Genomic DNA, 16634 nt, shown 5'->3' on the forward strand with positions numbered 1-16634 from the left:
GAACCGGCTAGAGGCCCGAATGCAGCGGGCTGCGACCCGGCGGCGGGAGCGTGACCCGCTCCGGCGGGGTCCAGCCGGGCTGGCGGTGCTCGGCCACGACCGAGGTATAGATGCCGCCGCGTACGTTGAAATACGAAGTCAGGCGCATGAAGCGCGGCTCGGTCGCCGCGACCAGGTCCGCCAGGATCTGGTTGGTCACCGCCTCGTGGAAGGCGCCTTCGTCACGGAACGACCACATATAATTCTTCAGCGACTTCAGTTCCACGCACTTGTGGTCGGCCACGTACTCCAGGTGCAGTTCCGCGAAGTCGGGCTGACCGGTGGCCGGGCACAGGCAGGTGAACTCCGGGATGCGGATATAGATCGCGAAGTCGTTCTCCGGCGCCGGGTTGTCGAAGGTCTCCAGGGTCTTGCTCGGCTGGCTGGGCATGTCGGTTTCTCGTTGCGGATAAGAGATGTGGGAGCGTGCTTGCACGCGAAGCGCCTGCCCGCGTGCGGACGATCGCCTGCCAGCAGGCTCCCACCGTCGTTATGTTGTGATGGCGAATGGACCGGTCACGTTACCGGCACAAGCGTGTACCATTCTACCCCCGAGTGTCCTGACCGCGGATTACGCCGAACGTGCGACTCGCCCGAATCAAGCTGGCCGGCTTCAAGTCCTTCGTCGACCCGACGACGCTGGTGCTGCCCGGAAACCGGGTGGGCATCGTCGGGCCGAACGGCTGCGGCAAGTCGAACACCATCGACGCCGTGCGCTGGGTGATGGGCGAGTCCTCGGCCAAGCACCTGCGCGGCGACTCCAGCGAGGACGTGATCTTCAACGGCTCCTCCAGCCGCAAGCCGGTCGGGCAGGCCTCGATCGAGCTGATCTTCGACAACTCCGACGGTCGCCTGGGTGGCGAATACAGCGCCTATGGCGAGATCGCCGTTCGCCGCGCGCTGACGCGTGACGGCCAGTCCAAGTACTTCCTCAACGGCCAGCGTGCGCGCAAGCGCGACGTGGTGGACCTTTTCCTGGGCACCGGCCTCGGCCCGCGCAGCTACGCGATCATCGAGCAGGGCATGATCGCGCGCCTGATCGATGCCCGCCCCGAGGAACTGCGGGTTTATCTCGAGGAGGCCGCCGGCATCTCCAAGTACAAGGAGCGCCGGCGCGAGACCGAGAACCGCGTGCGCCACACCCGCGAGAACCTGGAGCGCCTGGACGACGTGCGCGACGAGGTCGCCAAGCAGGCCGAACGCCTCAATCGCCAGGCCGCCACCGCCGAGAAGTATCAGACCCTCGCCGCCGAGCGGCGCCAGAAACGCGCCGAGGCGATCCTGCTGCGTCTGCGTGCGCAGGAACAGGAACTGGAAGGGAGCCGACAGCGCCTGCAGGCGGCCGAGACCGAACTGGCCGGCACCCAGGCGGAGGCGCAAAAGGTGCGCACCGAGACCGAACAGCAGCGCCAGACGCGCGTGGACCTGGAGGCGGCCACTACCGAGGCGCAGTCCGCCTACTACGACCGCGCCGCCGAGGTCTCGCGCCTGGAGCAGTCGATCCGCCATGCGGAGGACGAACTGGCCCGCGAGCGCGCGGAACTGCGGCAGCTGGAAGAGCGCCTGCAGACGGCCGGCGAGGCGTTCGCGGCGCTGGAACAGCGCATTGCCCAGGCCAAACGCGAACGCGACCAGCGCCAGCAGGAGGCGGAGGCCGCCGAGGCCGAGCGCGAACGCCTGGAGGCCGCAGCGGAGCAGGCCGAAACCGAGTTTCAGGCCGCTCGCGAGGCCCAGTCCGAGTGGGAACGCGCCCTGGCCGAGCCGCGCCAGAATGCGCAGCTCGCGCGTTCGCGCATGGATCACGCCGAGCACCAGCTCGCGCGCCTGGAACAGCGCCGCGAACGCCTCGACGCCGAGCGCGCGGCCCTGCCACAGACCCACCCGGGCGAGGAGGCCGAACGGCTGCAGGGCGAACGCGATGCCCTGGCCGAGCGCCTGGAGCAACTGCGCCAGCAGCGCGAGCAGCAGCAGGAACAACTGAACCAGCTCACCGAGGCCCGCCGCGAGGCCCGCGACGCCTTGCACCAGGCCGAGCGCGAGGCGCGCGAGGTCGCGGGGCGTCTGGCGGGGCTGGAGCACTTCGCCGGCGAGGACGACCCGGCCCAGACGCGCGAGCGCCGCGAGGCCTGGGCACGCGAACAGGGTCTGGACCTCTCGCGGCCCCTGGTGCAGCAGCTGGAGGTCGACGACGGCTGGGATACGGCGGTGGAGCTGGTGCTGGGGGCCTGGCTTGAGGCCGCCGTACTGGACGCGCCCGAGGCCACGCAAGACTGGCCGGATGCCGCGCTGCGCCTGGTGAGTACGCAGGCGGATGCCGCCGCGGCGATCTCGGACGACTCGCTCGCCGCCCGCGTGCGCGGCTCCGCGGCGGTGACGCAGTGGCTGTCACGCATCCACTGCGCGCGAGATCTGGACGAGGCCCGGCGCCGCGTCGTCGCGAGTCTCGCACCGGACGAGAGCGTGATCACGCCCGATGGCACCTGGATGGGGCCGGGGTGGGTCGCGCATCGCACGCTGGAAGGTGGGGCCTCCGGCGCGGTCGCGCGGGTGCGCCTGGCGCGCGAGCTGCGCGAGCAGGAAGAGCAGCTGCAGGGGCAGGTCGAGCAGCACCAGGCGACCCTGGCGGAACGGGGCGAGGCCATCGATGCCGCGCAGGCCGAGCGCGACCGGCTGGATGCCCAGCTGCGCGAACAGCAGGGCGAGATCGACGAACGCGACCGGCGCATCCAGCGCCTGCGCGATCAGGCCCGGCAGCTGGAACAGCAGCAGGCGCGGATCGACCGCGAGGCGGGCGAACTGGAAGAAGAAACGGCTCGCGCCCGGGAGCAGTTCGAGACCGCGCAGCAGGAACGCAACCAGGCCCTCGCCACGCTGGAAACACTGGAGGCCGACCGCGGCACACTGGAGAGTCGACTGGAGGCCGCGCGCGACGCCCATAGTCAGGCCCGCGATGCGGTCCGCGAGGCGCGCGATGTTGCCGGGCGTTCACGCATGGCGGAGCAGGAGGCGCGCCACCGGCTGGAGCGCGAGCAAAGCGAACGCGAGCGCCTGGAACACCAGCGCGCGGAGGATCGCGAGCGCCTGGAGAAGCTGCAGCAGGGCCTGGCCGGGCGCGAGGGGCCGCTGGAGCAGTGGCGTGGGGATCTGCAGGCCGCCGCGGAGCAGCGCCAGCAGGCGGAAGAACGCCTGACCAGGGCGCGCGCGGATCTCGAGGCCTGCGATGCGCGGCTGCGGGAACTGGCCACGCAGGCCAGCGAACTGGACAGCCGGGTCGAGGCGCAGCGCTCCACCTGCGAGGAGCTGCGCCTGGATCAGCGCGAGCGCTCGGTGCAGATCGAACAGCTGAAGAGCCAGTTCCAGGAGTCGGGATTCGAGGCCGGCCCGCTGGCGGAGGGGCTCGCGGGGGATGCGACGGTACCGGCCTGGGAGCAGGCGATCGCGGAACTCGACCGCAAGATCGACCGCCTGGGGCCGATCAACCTGGCGGCGATCGACGAGGCGCGCAGCCTGGAGGAGCGTTCACGCTACCTCGAGGAGCAGCATGCCGATCTGATCGAGGCGCTGGAGACGCTGGAGGCGGCGATGCACCGCATCGACCGCGAGACGCGTCAGCTGTTCAAGCAGACCTTCGATCAGGTGAACGCCGGGCTGGGGCAGAAGTTCCAGCGCCTGTTCGGCGGCGGCGAGGCGCGCCTGGAGATGACCGGTGACGACCTGCTGGATACCGGCGTGAACATCATGGCCCGCCCGCCGGGCAAGCGCCTGTCCACCATCCATCTAATGTCCGGAGGCGAGAAGGCGCTCACAGCATCGGCGCTGGTGTTCGCTATCTTTGAGTTGAATCCGGCACCCTTCTGCATGCTGGACGAGGTGGATGCGCCGCTCGACGAGGCCAACGTCGGGCGTTTCTGCGAGCTGCTGGAGGACATGTCCGAGCAGATCCAGTTTATTTTTATCACCCATAACAAGGCCACGATGGCGATGGCGGAACAGCTGATCGGCGTTACCATGCACGAACCGGGCGTCTCGCGCCTGGTGAGCGTGGATATCGACGAGGCCGTCGAACTGGCCGAGGCCTGATCCCTGCGATCCCACGGGTTGGGGCGCGGTCGTACAACCGGAAAGACGAGGTATTGAGTGGATTGGATGCGCATCAGTCTGGTGATCCTGGGGATCGTGCTGGTCGCCGGTATCTGGATGGCCCATCGCCTGCGCACGCGCGATCGCGCGCAGGATCTGGATGATGACGCCACCGACTGGAGTGACGACGCGGTGCACATTCGCGCCCAGGACGACCCCGCGCCGCGCAGACGCGAGGGCGATTCCGACAGCCTTGGGGCCGAGGCGGGCTGGGCCGACCCTCTGGAGACCTCGCGCGAGTACACGCGGGACGCCGATTCCGAGGACGACTTCGACGACGTGCGCCTTCCCCAGCACGACCGCGCGGAGCTGCACCTGGGCGTGACCTCGGCGGACGACGACGAGCCACTGCCTCCGGGCGAGCGCCATGCCGACCGTGCGCAGGATATCTACGGCGTCCTGGACAACGACGAAGAGCCGGTTCCGCCGCCGCCCCATGGCGCCTTCGAGCCGGACCCGGAGGATGCGCCGCGACGCCGAGCCAGGTCGAGCGCCGCGGAAACCGCGAAGGGCGTGATGGACCAGTTGAGTGGCCGTATGCGCTCCGGGATCGCCGCGCTGCGCGGGACGCGCCTGCGCCGCCCGCGTGCGGAAGAGACGCTCGGCGAACAACTGCACCCGGATCACGAGGTCGACCCCGAGCTGATCGAGGAGCCGGCGCCCGACATGGAGACCCTGGGCGAGTATGTGTCCGAACCGCGTGTGGTGGGGCGCAACCCGCTGCGCGGTGGCCCGGGGTCGGACGAGAAGATCCTGCTGCTGCATGTGGTCGCGCCGCGCAACCGGCCGTTTACCGGCGTGGCCCTGGGGGCGGCGCTGCAGCGCGCGGGCCTCAAGCCGGGTGCGATGGACATCTACCATTACCACGATGCCGAGATCGACAGCCGCCAGGCGCTGTTCTCCGCCGCGAACATGGTGCCGCCGGGCACGCTGCGCGAACAGGACCTGACGGACACGATGACCCCTGGCATCACGTTGTTCGTGCAGGTGCACAACAGCGCCGATCCGCAACGCGCGTTCGAGGCACTGCTGGAGAATGCACACGGCCTGGCGCGGGATCTCGGCGGCTCCATCCTCGACGCCCAGCAGTCCACCGCCACCAACCAGACGCTCGCCTACATGCGTGAGGATCTGAACGAGTGGCTGATGCGCCACCGCCCGGATCTGCTGCGGCGGCGGAGGGCGCGGTGAGTTCGCTCTCCGCGTCCCGCGAGGGCGCGGCGGGGGAGGCGGGCGCACGGATCGAGCAGCTGCGGCGCCAGATCGAGCACCACAACTACCGCTACTACGTCCTCGACGACCCGGAGGTCTCCGACGCCGAGTTCGACACGCTGCTGCGCGAACTCGAGCAGCTCGAGGCCGAACATCCTGAACTCGTCTCCCCGGATTCCCCCACCCAACGTGTCGGCGGCACCCCCGCCGCCGGTTTTAACACGGTGCGGCATCGCCTGCCGATGCTGTCCCTGGCCAACGGCTTCGAACCCGACGAGATCCGCGACTTCGACCGCCGCGTGCGTGAGCGCCTGACCAAACAGACTGGCGAGCCCGACCGCGTTGAGCAGGCGGTCGCCTACATGGCCGAGCCCAAGCTGGACGGCCTGGCGATCAGCCTGATCTACGAGAACGGCCGCCTGGTGCAAGCCGCGACGCGCGGCGACGGCGAGACCGGCGAGGACGTGACCGGCAATGTCCGCACCGTACGCCCGATCCCCCTGCACCTGGGGGACCGCTATACCGACGATGCGCCGGCCGTGCTGGAGGTGCGCGGCGAGGTGTTCATGCGCCGCTCGGATTTCGAGCGCCTGAACCAGGGCCTGGAGGCCGATGGCCAGCGCGGCTTCATGAACCCGCGCAATGCCGCCGCCGGCAGCCTGCGCCAGCTGGACCCGAAGGTGACGGCTCGGCGCCCCTTGAGCTTTTTTGCCTACTCCATCGGCCATGTCGAGGGCGGCAAGCTGCCGGACACCCAGTCCGGCACGCTGGACTGGCTGCACCACCTGGGTTTTCCGGTCTGCCCCGAGCGCGCGGTGCTGGACGGGGTGGAGGGCTGTCTGGCCTACTACGAGCGCCTGGCCGAGCGTCGTCGCGAGCTGGACTACGAGATCGACGGCATCGTCTACAAGGTCGACTCGCTGGAGGATCAGCAGCACCTGGGGTTTGTCTCGCGTGCGCCGCGTTGGGCCATCGCCCACAAGTTCCCGGCCGAGGAGCAGACGACGAACCTGCGCGCCGTCGACTTCCGCGTCGGCCGCACCGGGGCGCTGACCCCGGTCGCGCGGCTGGAGCCGGTACTGGTCGGCGGGGTCATGGTCAGCAATGCCACGCTGCACAACATGGACGAGATCGCGCGCAAGGACATCCGCATCGGCGACCGCGTGATCGTACGCCGGGCGGGCGACGTAATCCCCGAGGTGGTCGGCCGCGCCGGCGGCGAGCGCCCGCAGGACACCCGCGCGATCGAGATGCCGTCCCGCTGCCCGGAGTGCGATTCGCACATCGAACGCCCGGAGGGCGAGGCCGTCGCCCGCTGCACCGGCGGGCTTGTCTGCCCCGCGCAGCGCCGCGAGGCCCTCAAGCACTTCGTCTCGCGCCGGGCCATGGACATCGAGGGCTTTGGCGAGAAGCTGATCGAACAGCTCGCCGATGGGGGCATCGTACAAAGCCCGGCCGACCTGTTCGCGCTGGACGCCGAGCGCCTGGAGGCCCTGGAACGGGTCGGCCCCAAGCTCGCCGAGAACCTCGTCAACGCCCTGGAACAGGCGCGCGAGACCACGCTTGCGCGGTTCATCTTCGCCCTCGGCATCCGCGAGGTGGGCGAGGTCACCGCCCGCAACCTGGCCACGTACTACGGTGATCTGGACGCACTGATGCAGGCCGATGCCGAGGCCCTGCAGGAGGTCCCGGACGTCGGCCCCATCGTCGCCGAACACGTCGCCAACTTCTTCGCCGAGCCCCACAACCGCGACGTGATCCAGGCCCTGTGCGACGCCGGCGTCCACTGGCCCGATCCGCCCCGGCCACAAGCGGCAGAGTCGGGTGACGCGGCCCCGCTGGCCGGCAACACCTACGTCCTGACCGGCAGCTTCGACACCATGACCCGCGAAGAAGCCAAGGCCGCCCTCGAGGCCCGCGGCGCCAAGGTCACCGGCTCCGTCTCCAAAAAGACCACCGCCGTCATCGCCGGCGCCGACTCCGGCTCCAAGGTCACCAAAGCCGAATCCCTCGGCATCCCCATCCTCGACCCCGACGACCTCGCCCAGCTCCTCGCCCGATGAGCCCTTCTGTGGGATTGGGTTGGAGAAAGTGGTCTGGTCGGGGTGGATTTGTGCGGGTGGGTTTGTGGGGGCGGCCTTGGCCGCGAAGCCCCTGCCCGCGCGGACAATCGCAACACCCAGTTTCGCGAGTCCAGTCTATCGCCAGGAGTGCATTTTCATCAGGGGTTGCATATGCTTCGTGCGCCGCCATGGGGTGCGGCGCGGGCCAGGGACCTGCACTTGATGTAGTGTGGTTGGGCTCGGTTTTGTCTACAGGGTTTGAGGCCACGATGCCGGACGGGCACGACAGGAGATGCTGAACCGCGGGCTGGAACGTCTGCTGAGGCTGCCGCGGGGCAAGAAGCGCTGGTTAATGGTTGCCGCGGACGTCGTGATGCTGCCGCTAGCCCTTTGGTCGGGCTTCATGATTCGCTTGGCAGAGCCGGTGCCCGACATCATGTTGGAGACTTGGTGGCTCTTCCCTTTGGTGGTAATGATCGGGGTGCCGGTCTTTGTTCGACTGGGACTGTACCGTGCGGTGGTGCGGTTTATGGGTATGCGCGCGGTCTGGGCGGTCGGTACCGGCGTGGTGTTGCTGGCGCTGGTGCTGTGGGCCGCTGTCGCGTTGGGACAGGTGCAAGGTTTTCCGCGTTCAGTGCCACTCAATTTCGCAATTGTCGCGTTCATCTATGTTGGCGGCAGCCGCTTCCTCGTGCGCGCTCTCTATCACTCGATGTTGGCTACTGACCCGGGCGTTGAGGCTGTCGTTATATACGGCGCTGGTGAGGCGGGTGTGCAATTGCTTTCGGGACTGAAATCCGGAGGGCGCTATCGAGTCGTGGCGTTTGTAGATGATGATCTAACCCTTCAAGGTAGCTCCATCGACGGCATTCGGGTGCGCGATCCGTCCGCGCTAAATGGTCTGATCAAACGCTACGGCTTGCGCCGGGTATTGTTAGCGATCCCCTCTGCCAGCCGGGCGGATAGACGCGCCATCCTGGAGCGACTGGAAGACTATCCGCTGTATATCCAGACCGTGCCGTCCATGGACGCGGTGGTATCCGGGCAGGCCCGGCTCGACGAGCTGGAAGATATCGACATCTCCAGCTTACTCGGACGCGACCCGGTGCCGCCAGACCAAGAGCTTCTGAAGGCCAGCATTGAAGATCACGTGGTGATGGTCACCGGAGCGGGAGGCTCGATTGGTGCGGAGCTATGTCGCAGGATTTTGCGTTTGAAGCCGCGCATTCTCGTGCTCTACGAGCGTAACGAGTTCTCGCTTTACCGCATCGAGCGCGACCTAGAGACGCTGGCGGATCAGAAGGGATTAGATGTGCCCGTGGTCGCGCTTCTAGGGTCGGTGGCCAACCCGCGTCGAGTCCGGACAGTGCTCAAGGAGTACGGGGTGCAGACGCTTTACCACGCGGCGGCGTACAAGCACGTGCCGATCGTGGAGGCCAACCTGATCGAGGGTGTTCGCAACAACGTCTTCGGTACCGCGATCCTTGCCGACGCCGCGATGGAGGCCGGTGTCGAACGCTTCATCCTGATCAGCACGGACAAGGCCGTGCGCCCGACCAATGTCATGGGCGCGACCAAGCGTCTGGCGGAGATGCTCCTTCAGGACCGCGCGCGCCAGAACCCGCCAACCATCTTCAGCATGGTGCGCTTCGGCAACGTGCTGGGGTCTTCCGGCTCAGTGGTCCCGCTGTTCCACCAACAGATCCGCGACGGCGGCCCCGTTACCGTGACCCACCCGGAGATCACCCGCTACTTCATGTCCATCCCGGAGGCTGCAGAACTCGTCATCCAGGCGGGGGCGATGGCTGAGGGGGGCGAGGTATTCGTGCTGGACATGGGTGAGCCGGTTCGGATTGTCGACCTGGCCCACAGAATGATTCGTCTGCACGGCCGGCAGGTAAGGGAAGTTGGTGAGCCAGAAGATGGGATCGAAGTCGCCTTTACGGGGCTACGCCCCGGCGAAAAGCTCTTCGAGGAGTTGCTTATCGGAGACAATGTCGTGAGCACGTCGCACCCCAAGATCATGCGTGCGCGCGAAGCTTGCGCAGAGGCCGGAGTACTCAGTTACGCACTGGATACCCTAGATCGCGCCGAACGCGATATGAATACCGAAATCGCCTGTAATGTGCTTTGGCAGGCAGTCGCGGAATACGGGCTCGCCCACGCAGGGCCACAATTGTAGTGAGCGTGTATTGGTTTGGGTGTCCGTTGTGACGTAGATGTGCATGGGGTTTTACGGCGAGCCGATCCCGCGCAAATCTTGGGAAGCGGTTCCTCCCTTACACAATACGGCTTGTGTATGCTTCTGCAACGCTTTCAGGACGCAGTGGAGCATGCCCCTGCAATACCATGTGCACGCTGCCGTAGGAGGCGCCATGGCGGTGAAGACTCATTCGAGCTGCGCTGAGGTTTCGTGTGCGCGCAGGCTCCTGCGGGTACTTGGATTAATCAAACGAAGGACCCAAGGATGAAAATCGCAGTAGCCGGAACTGGATATGTCGGGCTTTCCAACGCAGTCCTGCTCGCGCAGAACCACGCGGTTGTGGCCCTAGACGTCGTGCCGGAAAAGGTTGATCAGATCAACCGTCGGCAGTCTCCAATAATCGACGCGGAGATACAGGATTTCCTAGAGAGTCGCACTCTAAACCTCAAGGCCACGTTGGGTAAACAGGAGGCCTACGAGGGCGCGGAATTTGTGATCATCGCTACGCCGACTGATTACGACCCGCAGACCAATTATTTCAACACCAACACAGTCGAATCCGTGATCCGCGACGTGCTGGCGATCAACCCGCACGCCACCATGGTCATCAAGTCTACTGTGCCGGTCGGCTACACGCGCGGGATCAAGGCGGTGATGGAGGCCGACAACATCCTGTTTTCGCCGGAGTTCCTGCGCGAGGGTCGGGCGCTGTACGACAACCTGCATCCCTCCCGCATTATCGTCGGCGAGCGGTCCGAGCGGGCCGAGACCTTCGCCAACCTCTTGGCCGAGGGTGCGATCGACGACGACATCCCGATGCTGTTCACCAACTCCACCGAGGCCGAGGCGATCAAACTGTTCGCCAACACCTATCTGGCCATGCGGGTGGCGTACTTCAACGAGCTGGACACCTACGCCGAGACCCATTGTCTGGACACCCGCCAGATCATCGACGGTGTATGTCTGGATCCGCGCATCGGCAGCCATTACAACAACCCGTCGTTCGGCTACGGCGGCTACTGTCTGCCAAAGGACACCAAGCAACTCCTGGCCAACTACGACGAAGTCCCCAACAACATCATCGCTGCCATTGTGGACGCTAATCGCACCCGGAAGGATTTTGTCGCCGATGCCGTGATCAGCCGCAACCCGAAGGTCGTGGGCATCTACCGCCTGGTGATGAAGAGCGGTTCCGACAACTTCCGCGCCTCGGCGATCCAGGGCGTGATGAAGCGCATCAAGGCCAAGGGCATCGAGGTGGTGGTCTACGAGCCGGAGCTCCCGGACGAGGAGTTTTACCGCTCCCGCGTCATCCGCGATCTCGAGGAGTTCAAACAGATCAGCGACGTGATCGTCGCCAACCGCATCACCGACGATATCCGCGATCAGGTGGACAAGATCTATACCCGCGATCTTTTCGGCAGCGACTAAATTCGGCGGTACCATGTGCTGCCCCGGTCCCTCTGGCGACCTCGTAAGTTTCGTGCTGCGGGGGCCTCCTGTAATCGGTAAATGCGAACAACGGATGAAGCAATGGAATTGATTACGCCGTATGGCGGTATGCTCTGCGAGCGCTATGTGGACGAGGCGACGGCCCGCGAACTGAATGAAGCGGCGCGGGACATGCTCTCCTGGGACCTGACCCTGCGCCAGCAGTGCGATGCGGAGCTGCTGCTGAATGGCGGCTTCTCCCCGCTGACGGGCTTCATGGGCCCGGCGGATTACGACGGCGTGCTCGAGAACATGCGCCTGTCCGACGGCACGCTGTGGCCGATTCCGATCACGCTGGACGTGACCGAAGCCTTCGCCGAGCAGGTGGAGGAGGGCAGCCGCATCGCCCTGCGCGATGCCGAGGGCATGCTCATCGCGGTGATGGATGTGGAGCATCGCTGGACGCCCGATCGCACGCTCGGGGCGGAACAGGTGTTTGGCACCACCGATACCGCGCACCCGGGTGTTAACGAGCTGCTGCACCGCACGGGCCCCGTCTATCTGGGCGGCACGCTGCATGGCCTCGAGGCCCCGGTCCACCACGACTTTCGCAACTACCGCTACAGCCCGAGAGAGCTGCGCGAGTACTTCCAGAAGCTCGGCTGGAACCGCGTGGTCGCCTTCCAGACACGTAACCTCATGCACCGCGCCCAGGTGGAGCTCACCCGCCGTGCGGCGCGCCAGACCGAAGCCAACCTGCTGATCCATCCGGTCGTGGGTGTGACCGCCCCCGGCGACGTGGATCATTACGCCCGCGTGCGCTGCTACGAGCATGTGTTGCGCCAGGCCCCGGAGCAGACGACTCAGCTCAGCCTTTTGCCGCTGGCGATGCGCATGGCCGGCCCGCGCGAGGCCCTGTGGCACGCGATCATACGCCGCAACTGCGGCTGTACACACCTGATCGTCGGCCGCGACCATGCCAGCCCCGATGTAGGCCCGGACGAGCAGGGCTTCTACGCCCCCTATGAGGCACAGGAACTGATCCGGCGCCATGCCGACGAGATCGGCATCGAGATGGTCGCTTTCCAGGCCATGACCTACGTGCAGGATCGGGCGGAGTTCGTGCCGGCCGACGAGGTGCGTGAGGGCGAACACCCCCTCAGCCTCCCCAGCTCGGAATTCCGCCGCCGCCTGCGTGAGGGCCTGGAGATCCCCGAGTGGTTCTCATACCCGGAAGTGGTGCAGGAGCTTCGCCGCAGCTTCCCGCCGCGCGACCGCCAGGGCTTCACCGTCTTCTTCACCGGCCTGTCCGGTTCCGGCAAGTCCACCATGGCCAACGCCCTGCGGGTCAAGCTGATGGAGCTGGGCGGGCGCGCCGTCACGCTGCTAGATGGCGATATCGTGCGCAAGGAGCTCTCCAGCGAGCTTGGCTTCTCCCGGGAGCACCGCGACATCAACGTCCAGCGGATCGGCTATGTCGCCAGCGAGATCACCAAGAACGGCGGCTGCGCCATCTGCGCCCCCATCGCCCCGTACAACGACATGCGCCGCCGCGTGCGTGAACGCATCGAGCGGGTTGGGGGCTTTATCGAGGTGCATGTCGCCACGCCGCTGGAAACCTGCGAGGCACGCGACCGCAAGGGACTCTACGCCAAGGCCCGCGCCGGCCTCATCAAGGAATTCACCGGCATCGACGACCCCTACCAGGAGCCGCAAAACCCCGAGCTGCGCCTCGACACCCGCGAGATGACCCCGGACGAAGCCGCCCACCGCATCCTCCTCAAACTCGAAGCCATGGGCTTTGTCGCCTTCCCGTAAATTCGGTCCATTAAGAATTGAGTTCTCCGGGCACACTAAAGCCCCAGGAGGCCGAGATGCGCAAGAGTCGGTTTACGAAAAGCCAGATTGTTCAGACGCTGAAGCAGGTTGAAGGCGGCCGGAAGGTGAAGGACGTCTATCGGGAGATCGGGGTCTCTGAAACGACCTGTAGTGGTCAAGTGATTTCGGACACCGCGATCGGTCTTTCGGCTGTCCATTTTCGCTCTTAGGCGTTGGGCGACAGGTAGCCCAGGGCCGAGTGTCTTCGGCGCTCGTTGTAGAAGCCGACGATGTAGTCGGTGATGTCCCGGGTGGCCTCGCCGTGATTGGCATAGTCCCGTCGCCAGACGCGCTCCATCTTCAGGTTTAGGAAGAAGCGTTCGGCCACCGCATTGTCCCAGCAGTTACCCCGCCGGCTCCGACCTGCACCAGCAGCCCCGGTTCGGGCTGCCGGCTCTGTAGCACCAGGCGCAGCCCCTGTTCCCGGATCAGGCGGCGGACCCGGTAGCGGCCGACCTCAACGCCATCGGAGCGCAGCGCCGCCTGCACACGGCGGCTGCCGTAGGTCCACTCCGACTGTTCGAATGCTTCCTTGACCCGCTGTCCCAGCGCACACGGCCAGCGCGGTCGCCGGCCGCGCGTCTGCGCCGCGTAGTAGCTCGACCGGTTCGTCTCCAGCAGATCACAGACCCGTTGTACCAAAGCCTTCTCCTTCAGGGCCGTGATGCAGCGATGCATCACTTCAGTTCCCGGGCGAAGAAGGCCGAGGTGCGTTCAATTGATCGATGCAACACCTTCGGTCCTAATACTGGTTTTGGGGTGGTGCAAGTGCGCAGGGTGGGATTCTCGGCTGGAGAGAAAGCGCAGCTATGGGCGCGGTGGAAAGCTGGCGAGTCGCTGAGTGACATTGGCCGAGCATTGGGCAAGCATGCCGGCTCCATCCATGGCGTTGTCGCCGCGTGTGGAGGAATTGCCCTGCCGAGCGCCGCAGGTCCCGTCTGGCATTGACGCCTTCCGAGCGTGAGGAGATCTCTCGCGGGCTGGCCGCCGGGGTATCGATCCGTCAGATTGCGAAGACCCTCGACCGCGCGCCTTCCACCATCAGCCGCGAACTCGCGCGCCATGGCACCCGGCATACCTACCGCGCCACCGTGGCCAATGAACGGGCCTGGGATCGAGCGCGGCGGCCTAAGCCATGCCGGCTCGCAACGCATGTTCCTCTGCAACAGCTCGTGGCTGAGAAGCTTGCAGTGGACTGGTCGCCCCAGCAAATCGCAGGATGGCTACGGGTTCAGTATCCGGGCACGTCCGATATGCACATCTCCCACGAGACGATCTACCGCAGCCTTTTCATTCAGGCCCGTGGCGTGCTCAAGAAAGAGCTGGTGAAGCACTTGCGTTCGAGACGCATGATGCGCCGCTCACGCCTGGCGAGCACAGAAGGGCAACCGCGCGGCCAGATCATCGACGCCATCTCGATCCGCGAACGCCCACCGGAAGTAGAAGATCGCGCGATCCCCGGCCACTGGGAGGGGGATCTGATCTCGGGGGCGAAGAATAGCCACATCGCCACGCTCGTCGAGCACCATTCCCGCTATACGATGTTAGTGAAAGTCCAGGGAAAGGATGCGGAGAGCGTCTTGGATGCGCTTAGCCGCGAGGTCCACACGCTCCCGCGGGAACTGTGGCACTCCCTGACTTGGGATCGTGGCACCGAGATGGCAAGACATAAGGCGTTCACGGCGGCCACCGATGTGAAGGTCTACTTCTGTGATCTGCAGAGTCCCTGGCAGCGCGGCACCAACGAGAATACCAACCGCCTACTGCGTCAGTACTTCCCCAAGGCACCGAGCTGGCCAGCTTCTCTCAGGACGACCTCAATGAGGTCGCCCTTCGACTGAATCAGCGGCCCCGTAAAACCTTGGGCTATGCCACCCCGGCAGATAAACTCATGGCTACTGTTGCATCGACCGGTTGAACGCACCGAAGCCTTTTTTAGGATGGCCTTGTCCTCCCGCAGCCGGCGGTTCTCTTCCTCTAACTCCCGGATACGGCGTTGTTCCGGCGTCAGCGGCCGACCATCGCCGGCCTCCCCGGCACGATCCACCCTGAGCTGCTCGACCCAGCGTCGAACCGCCGTCTCGCCAACACCGGTGTCACGAACCACTTGCGGCACACCCTGGCCCTTGTCCACCACCATCCGGGCCACCCGAAGCTTGTACTCCGGATCAAAATTCCTGCGTCCCATATCGTCTCCTCGATCAGATCCCAATCATTCCACCGACCGAGCTGTCCACGAAAATTAGACCAGCGCAATAACCTACGCCCGACGATGCCACCAAACCCTCCCAACAAAAAGGGGTCCATCCCACCGGGACAGGCCCTTTCACACTCGACAAAGCTAACCACGCCCCTCGACCAGCGCCTGCGTCTCGCCATCCAGCGCACCCCAGTGGCTGCGCAACCGTTCGGCAAGGTCCGTCGGCTCCAGCAAAATCACCGGCATCGCCAGCTCCGAAGCCTGCTCGCGCGCCTCTGGCGCAAACCCGGCCAGGCTCACATACATCCCGCGATCGCTACTCTCGCGCCCAGAGACAAAGGCCTCCAGCTCCGGCGGCTCCACCTCGCTGTCACGATCACGCGCCACGCCCACAATCAAGCGCGGCGCGTCGTCGCCGCCGCGCGCAGGAGCCACCACATACTCCTGCCACACATCGCGACCATCCGCCGGCGTATCCACCAGCACATACCCCATCCCGCCCAACAAGCCTTCAACCACGCGCCCAATACTCCCGGTCCCAAACCCCGCCAAACGCTCGGCCCACTCGTCCATCACAACCCCTCCAATTCACAACCCCCCGGCACGCTAATCCAAACCCCATCACAAAACTACCCACCCATACCTGTAGATACCGTGTCTCCGTCACTGGGTTCAACCGGTGCTGCAGCGGGGCTGATACGGCTGCTGCGACTTCAGCACACCGAAGGCGATATGGAGTAACTTGCTCATCGCAGCACCGATCGCGGCCACCTTCGCCTTGCCGCGCCGCAACAGCCGCTGGTACTGCGCTCGAACGTCGGCATTGTGGTGCGCGGCCGTGACCGCCCCAAAAGCCGCTTGAGCTCCTGCACCTCTGGGGGTTCCGGCTACCACGGCGCGGGTGCGTTCGATGCCGTAGCGCGCCAGCATCATGCTGTCCTTGCGGTCCGTCTTGTTGCGCACCCCCATGCCCTGGGCGTGGAAGCGCACCTGGGCCGGGTTCAGCACATAGACCCGAACGCCTTGCTCATGCAGCCAGTACGCCAGGGGTTCGTGATAGGGACTGGTGGCCTCCAGATACACGTGCAGTGCCTGGGGCGACTCCCCCGTGTTGCGCTCGAGCCAGTGGAGCAGCTCCGGGTACTGGTCCCGGCGGTTCGGGAACACCTTGGGCTTGATCTTGCCCGCCCCCAAGTCCCGCACTCACATGCAGTCGAGCTTGTTCTTGCTGACATCAATGCCAATGTGAGCCATCTCGTCCTCTCGCCTTGTCCGTACAGCCTCACCCGTCCCTGACGGGGGGCTTGGATACCGTTCAAACTTCGAGATGAAAAAGGACTCGGGTACCGATCTACGGATCAGGCTCAAAGCCTCAGGAGGCCAACGGGTTGCCCCGAGTACAGCGCCACAGGTGGTAGCGACCCATCTGCAACGACACACAAGGAGGCCAGCCCTCTGGCCGATTGGG

The 16634-nt window shown here is 65.7% G+C and carries 9 protein-coding genes and 5 pseudogenes; 8 read left to right on the forward strand and 6 right to left on the reverse strand.

The features are described 5' to 3' along the window. Window positions 1-7: 7 nt before the first annotated feature. Window positions 8-430, reverse strand: coding sequence for a preQ(1) synthase (queF, locus tag C936_RS0109465; RefSeq protein WP_018174047.1), 423 nt, complete (start codon window positions 428-430; stop codon window positions 8-10). Window positions 431-621: 191 nt separating this feature from the next. On the opposite strand from queF, the gene smc reads away from it, so the two are divergent. The 7 genes and pseudogenes from smc to C936_RS14940 form a co-directional block, all read left to right on the forward strand. Then, window positions 622-4119 carry a chromosome segregation protein SMC gene (smc, locus tag C936_RS0109470; protein ID WP_018174048.1) on the forward strand — a complete coding sequence of 1166 codons (3498 nt, stop codon included), beginning with the start codon at window positions 622-624 and terminating at the stop codon, window positions 4117-4119. Window positions 4120-4185: 66 nt separating this feature from the next. Beyond that, window positions 4186-5370 carry a cell division protein ZipA C-terminal FtsZ-binding domain-containing protein gene (locus C936_RS0109475; protein ID WP_018648932.1) on the forward strand — a complete coding sequence of 395 codons (1185 nt, stop codon included), beginning with the start codon at window positions 4186-4188 and terminating at the stop codon, window positions 5368-5370. Then, entirely contained in the window at window positions 5367-7454 is a 2088-nt protein-coding gene (gene ligA / locus C936_RS0109480; protein ID WP_018174050.1) for an NAD-dependent DNA ligase LigA, read from the forward strand. The genes C936_RS0109475 and ligA overlap by 4 nt, the downstream gene beginning before the upstream one ends. 292 nt (window positions 7455-7746) lie before the next feature. Continuing rightward, a complete protein-coding gene (locus C936_RS0109485; RefSeq protein WP_018174051.1) occupies window positions 7747-9636 on the forward strand; it encodes a nucleoside-diphosphate sugar epimerase/dehydratase in 1890 nt (629 codons plus the stop codon). 285 nt (window positions 9637-9921) lie between these two features. Then, window positions 9922-11088 carry a nucleotide sugar dehydrogenase gene (locus C936_RS0109490; RefSeq protein WP_026278828.1) on the forward strand — a complete coding sequence of 389 codons (1167 nt, stop codon included), beginning with the start codon at window positions 9922-9924 and terminating at the stop codon, window positions 11086-11088. A 102-nt stretch (window positions 11089-11190) separates the two neighbouring features. Then, window positions 11191-12906 (forward strand): bifunctional sulfate adenylyltransferase/adenylylsulfate kinase, encoded by a 1716-nt coding sequence (locus C936_RS0109495; RefSeq protein WP_018174053.1) that lies wholly within the window; start codon window positions 11191-11193, stop codon window positions 12904-12906. Between the two features lie 56 nt (window positions 12907-12962). Continuing rightward, a pseudogene (locus tag C936_RS14940) lies at window positions 12963-13073 on the forward strand (transposase); the annotation flags it as partial. Between the two features lie 59 nt (window positions 13074-13132). Here the strand turns inward: C936_RS14940 and C936_RS14650 are convergent. Together C936_RS14650 and C936_RS14655 are read right to left on the reverse strand one after the other, a co-directional pair. Next, window positions 13133-13324 (reverse strand): annotated as a pseudogene (locus tag C936_RS14650) (integrase core domain-containing protein); the annotation flags it as partial. Then, complete coding sequence (locus C936_RS14655) at window positions 13273-13644, reverse strand: IS3 family transposase (protein WP_155988213.1); 372 nt, start codon at window positions 13642-13644, stop codon at window positions 13273-13275. The gene C936_RS14655 and the pseudogene C936_RS14650, both read right to left, overlap by 52 nt. Window positions 13645-13725: 81 nt before the next feature. On the opposite strand from C936_RS14655, the pseudogene C936_RS14660 reads away from it, so the two are divergent. Continuing rightward, a pseudogene (locus C936_RS14660) lies at window positions 13726-14884 on the forward strand (IS30 family transposase). A gap of 60 nt (window positions 14885-14944) precedes the next feature. On the opposite strand, the pseudogene C936_RS15185 reads toward C936_RS14660, so the two are convergent. From C936_RS15185 to C936_RS0109525, 3 genes and pseudogenes are all read right to left on the reverse strand, one after another. Then, window positions 14945-15154, reverse strand: a pseudogene (locus C936_RS15185) (transposase); the annotation flags it as partial. A gap of 153 nt (window positions 15155-15307) precedes the next feature. After that, window positions 15308-15739 carry a restriction endonuclease gene (locus C936_RS0109520; RefSeq protein ID WP_018174056.1) on the reverse strand — a complete coding sequence of 144 codons (432 nt, stop codon included), beginning with the start codon at window positions 15737-15739 and terminating at the stop codon, window positions 15308-15310. Between the two features lie 99 nt (window positions 15740-15838). After that, window positions 15839-16369, reverse strand: a pseudogene (locus C936_RS0109525) (transposase). Between the last annotated feature and the right edge of the window lie 265 nt (window positions 16370-16634).

The sequence above is a fragment of the Thioalkalivibrio sp. ALJ4 genome, from assembly GCF_000377225.1.
In the GTDB taxonomy this organism is placed as follows: Bacteria; Pseudomonadota; Gammaproteobacteria; order Ectothiorhodospirales; family Ectothiorhodospiraceae; genus Thioalkalivibrio.

Bases quoted from the DNA above. Each gene is read 5' to 3' on its own strand.
- queF (WP_018174047.1), bottom strand. From the start codon at position 430: ATGCCCAGCCAGCCGAGCAAGACCCTGGAGACCTTCGACAACCCGGCG.
- C936_RS0109475 (WP_018648932.1), top strand. From the start codon at position 4,186: ATGCGCATCAGTCTGGTGATCCTGGGGATCGTGCTGGTCGCCGGTATC.
- C936_RS0109485 (WP_018174051.1), top strand. From the start codon at position 7,747: ATGCTGAACCGCGGGCTGGAACGTCTGCTGAGGCTGCCGCGGGGCAAG.
- C936_RS0109490 (WP_026278828.1), top strand. From the start codon at position 9,922: ATGAAAATCGCAGTAGCCGGAACTGGATATGTCGGGCTTTCCAACGCA.
- C936_RS0109495 (WP_018174053.1), top strand. From the start codon at position 11,191: ATGGAATTGATTACGCCGTATGGCGGTATGCTCTGCGAGCGCTATGTG.
- C936_RS14655 (WP_155988213.1), bottom strand. From the start codon at position 13,644: ATGCATCGCTGCATCACGGCCCTGAAGGAGAAGGCTTTGGTACAACGG.
- C936_RS0109520 (WP_018174056.1), bottom strand. From the start codon at position 15,739: ATGGACGAGTGGGCCGAGCGTTTGGCGGGGTTTGGGACCGGGAGTATT.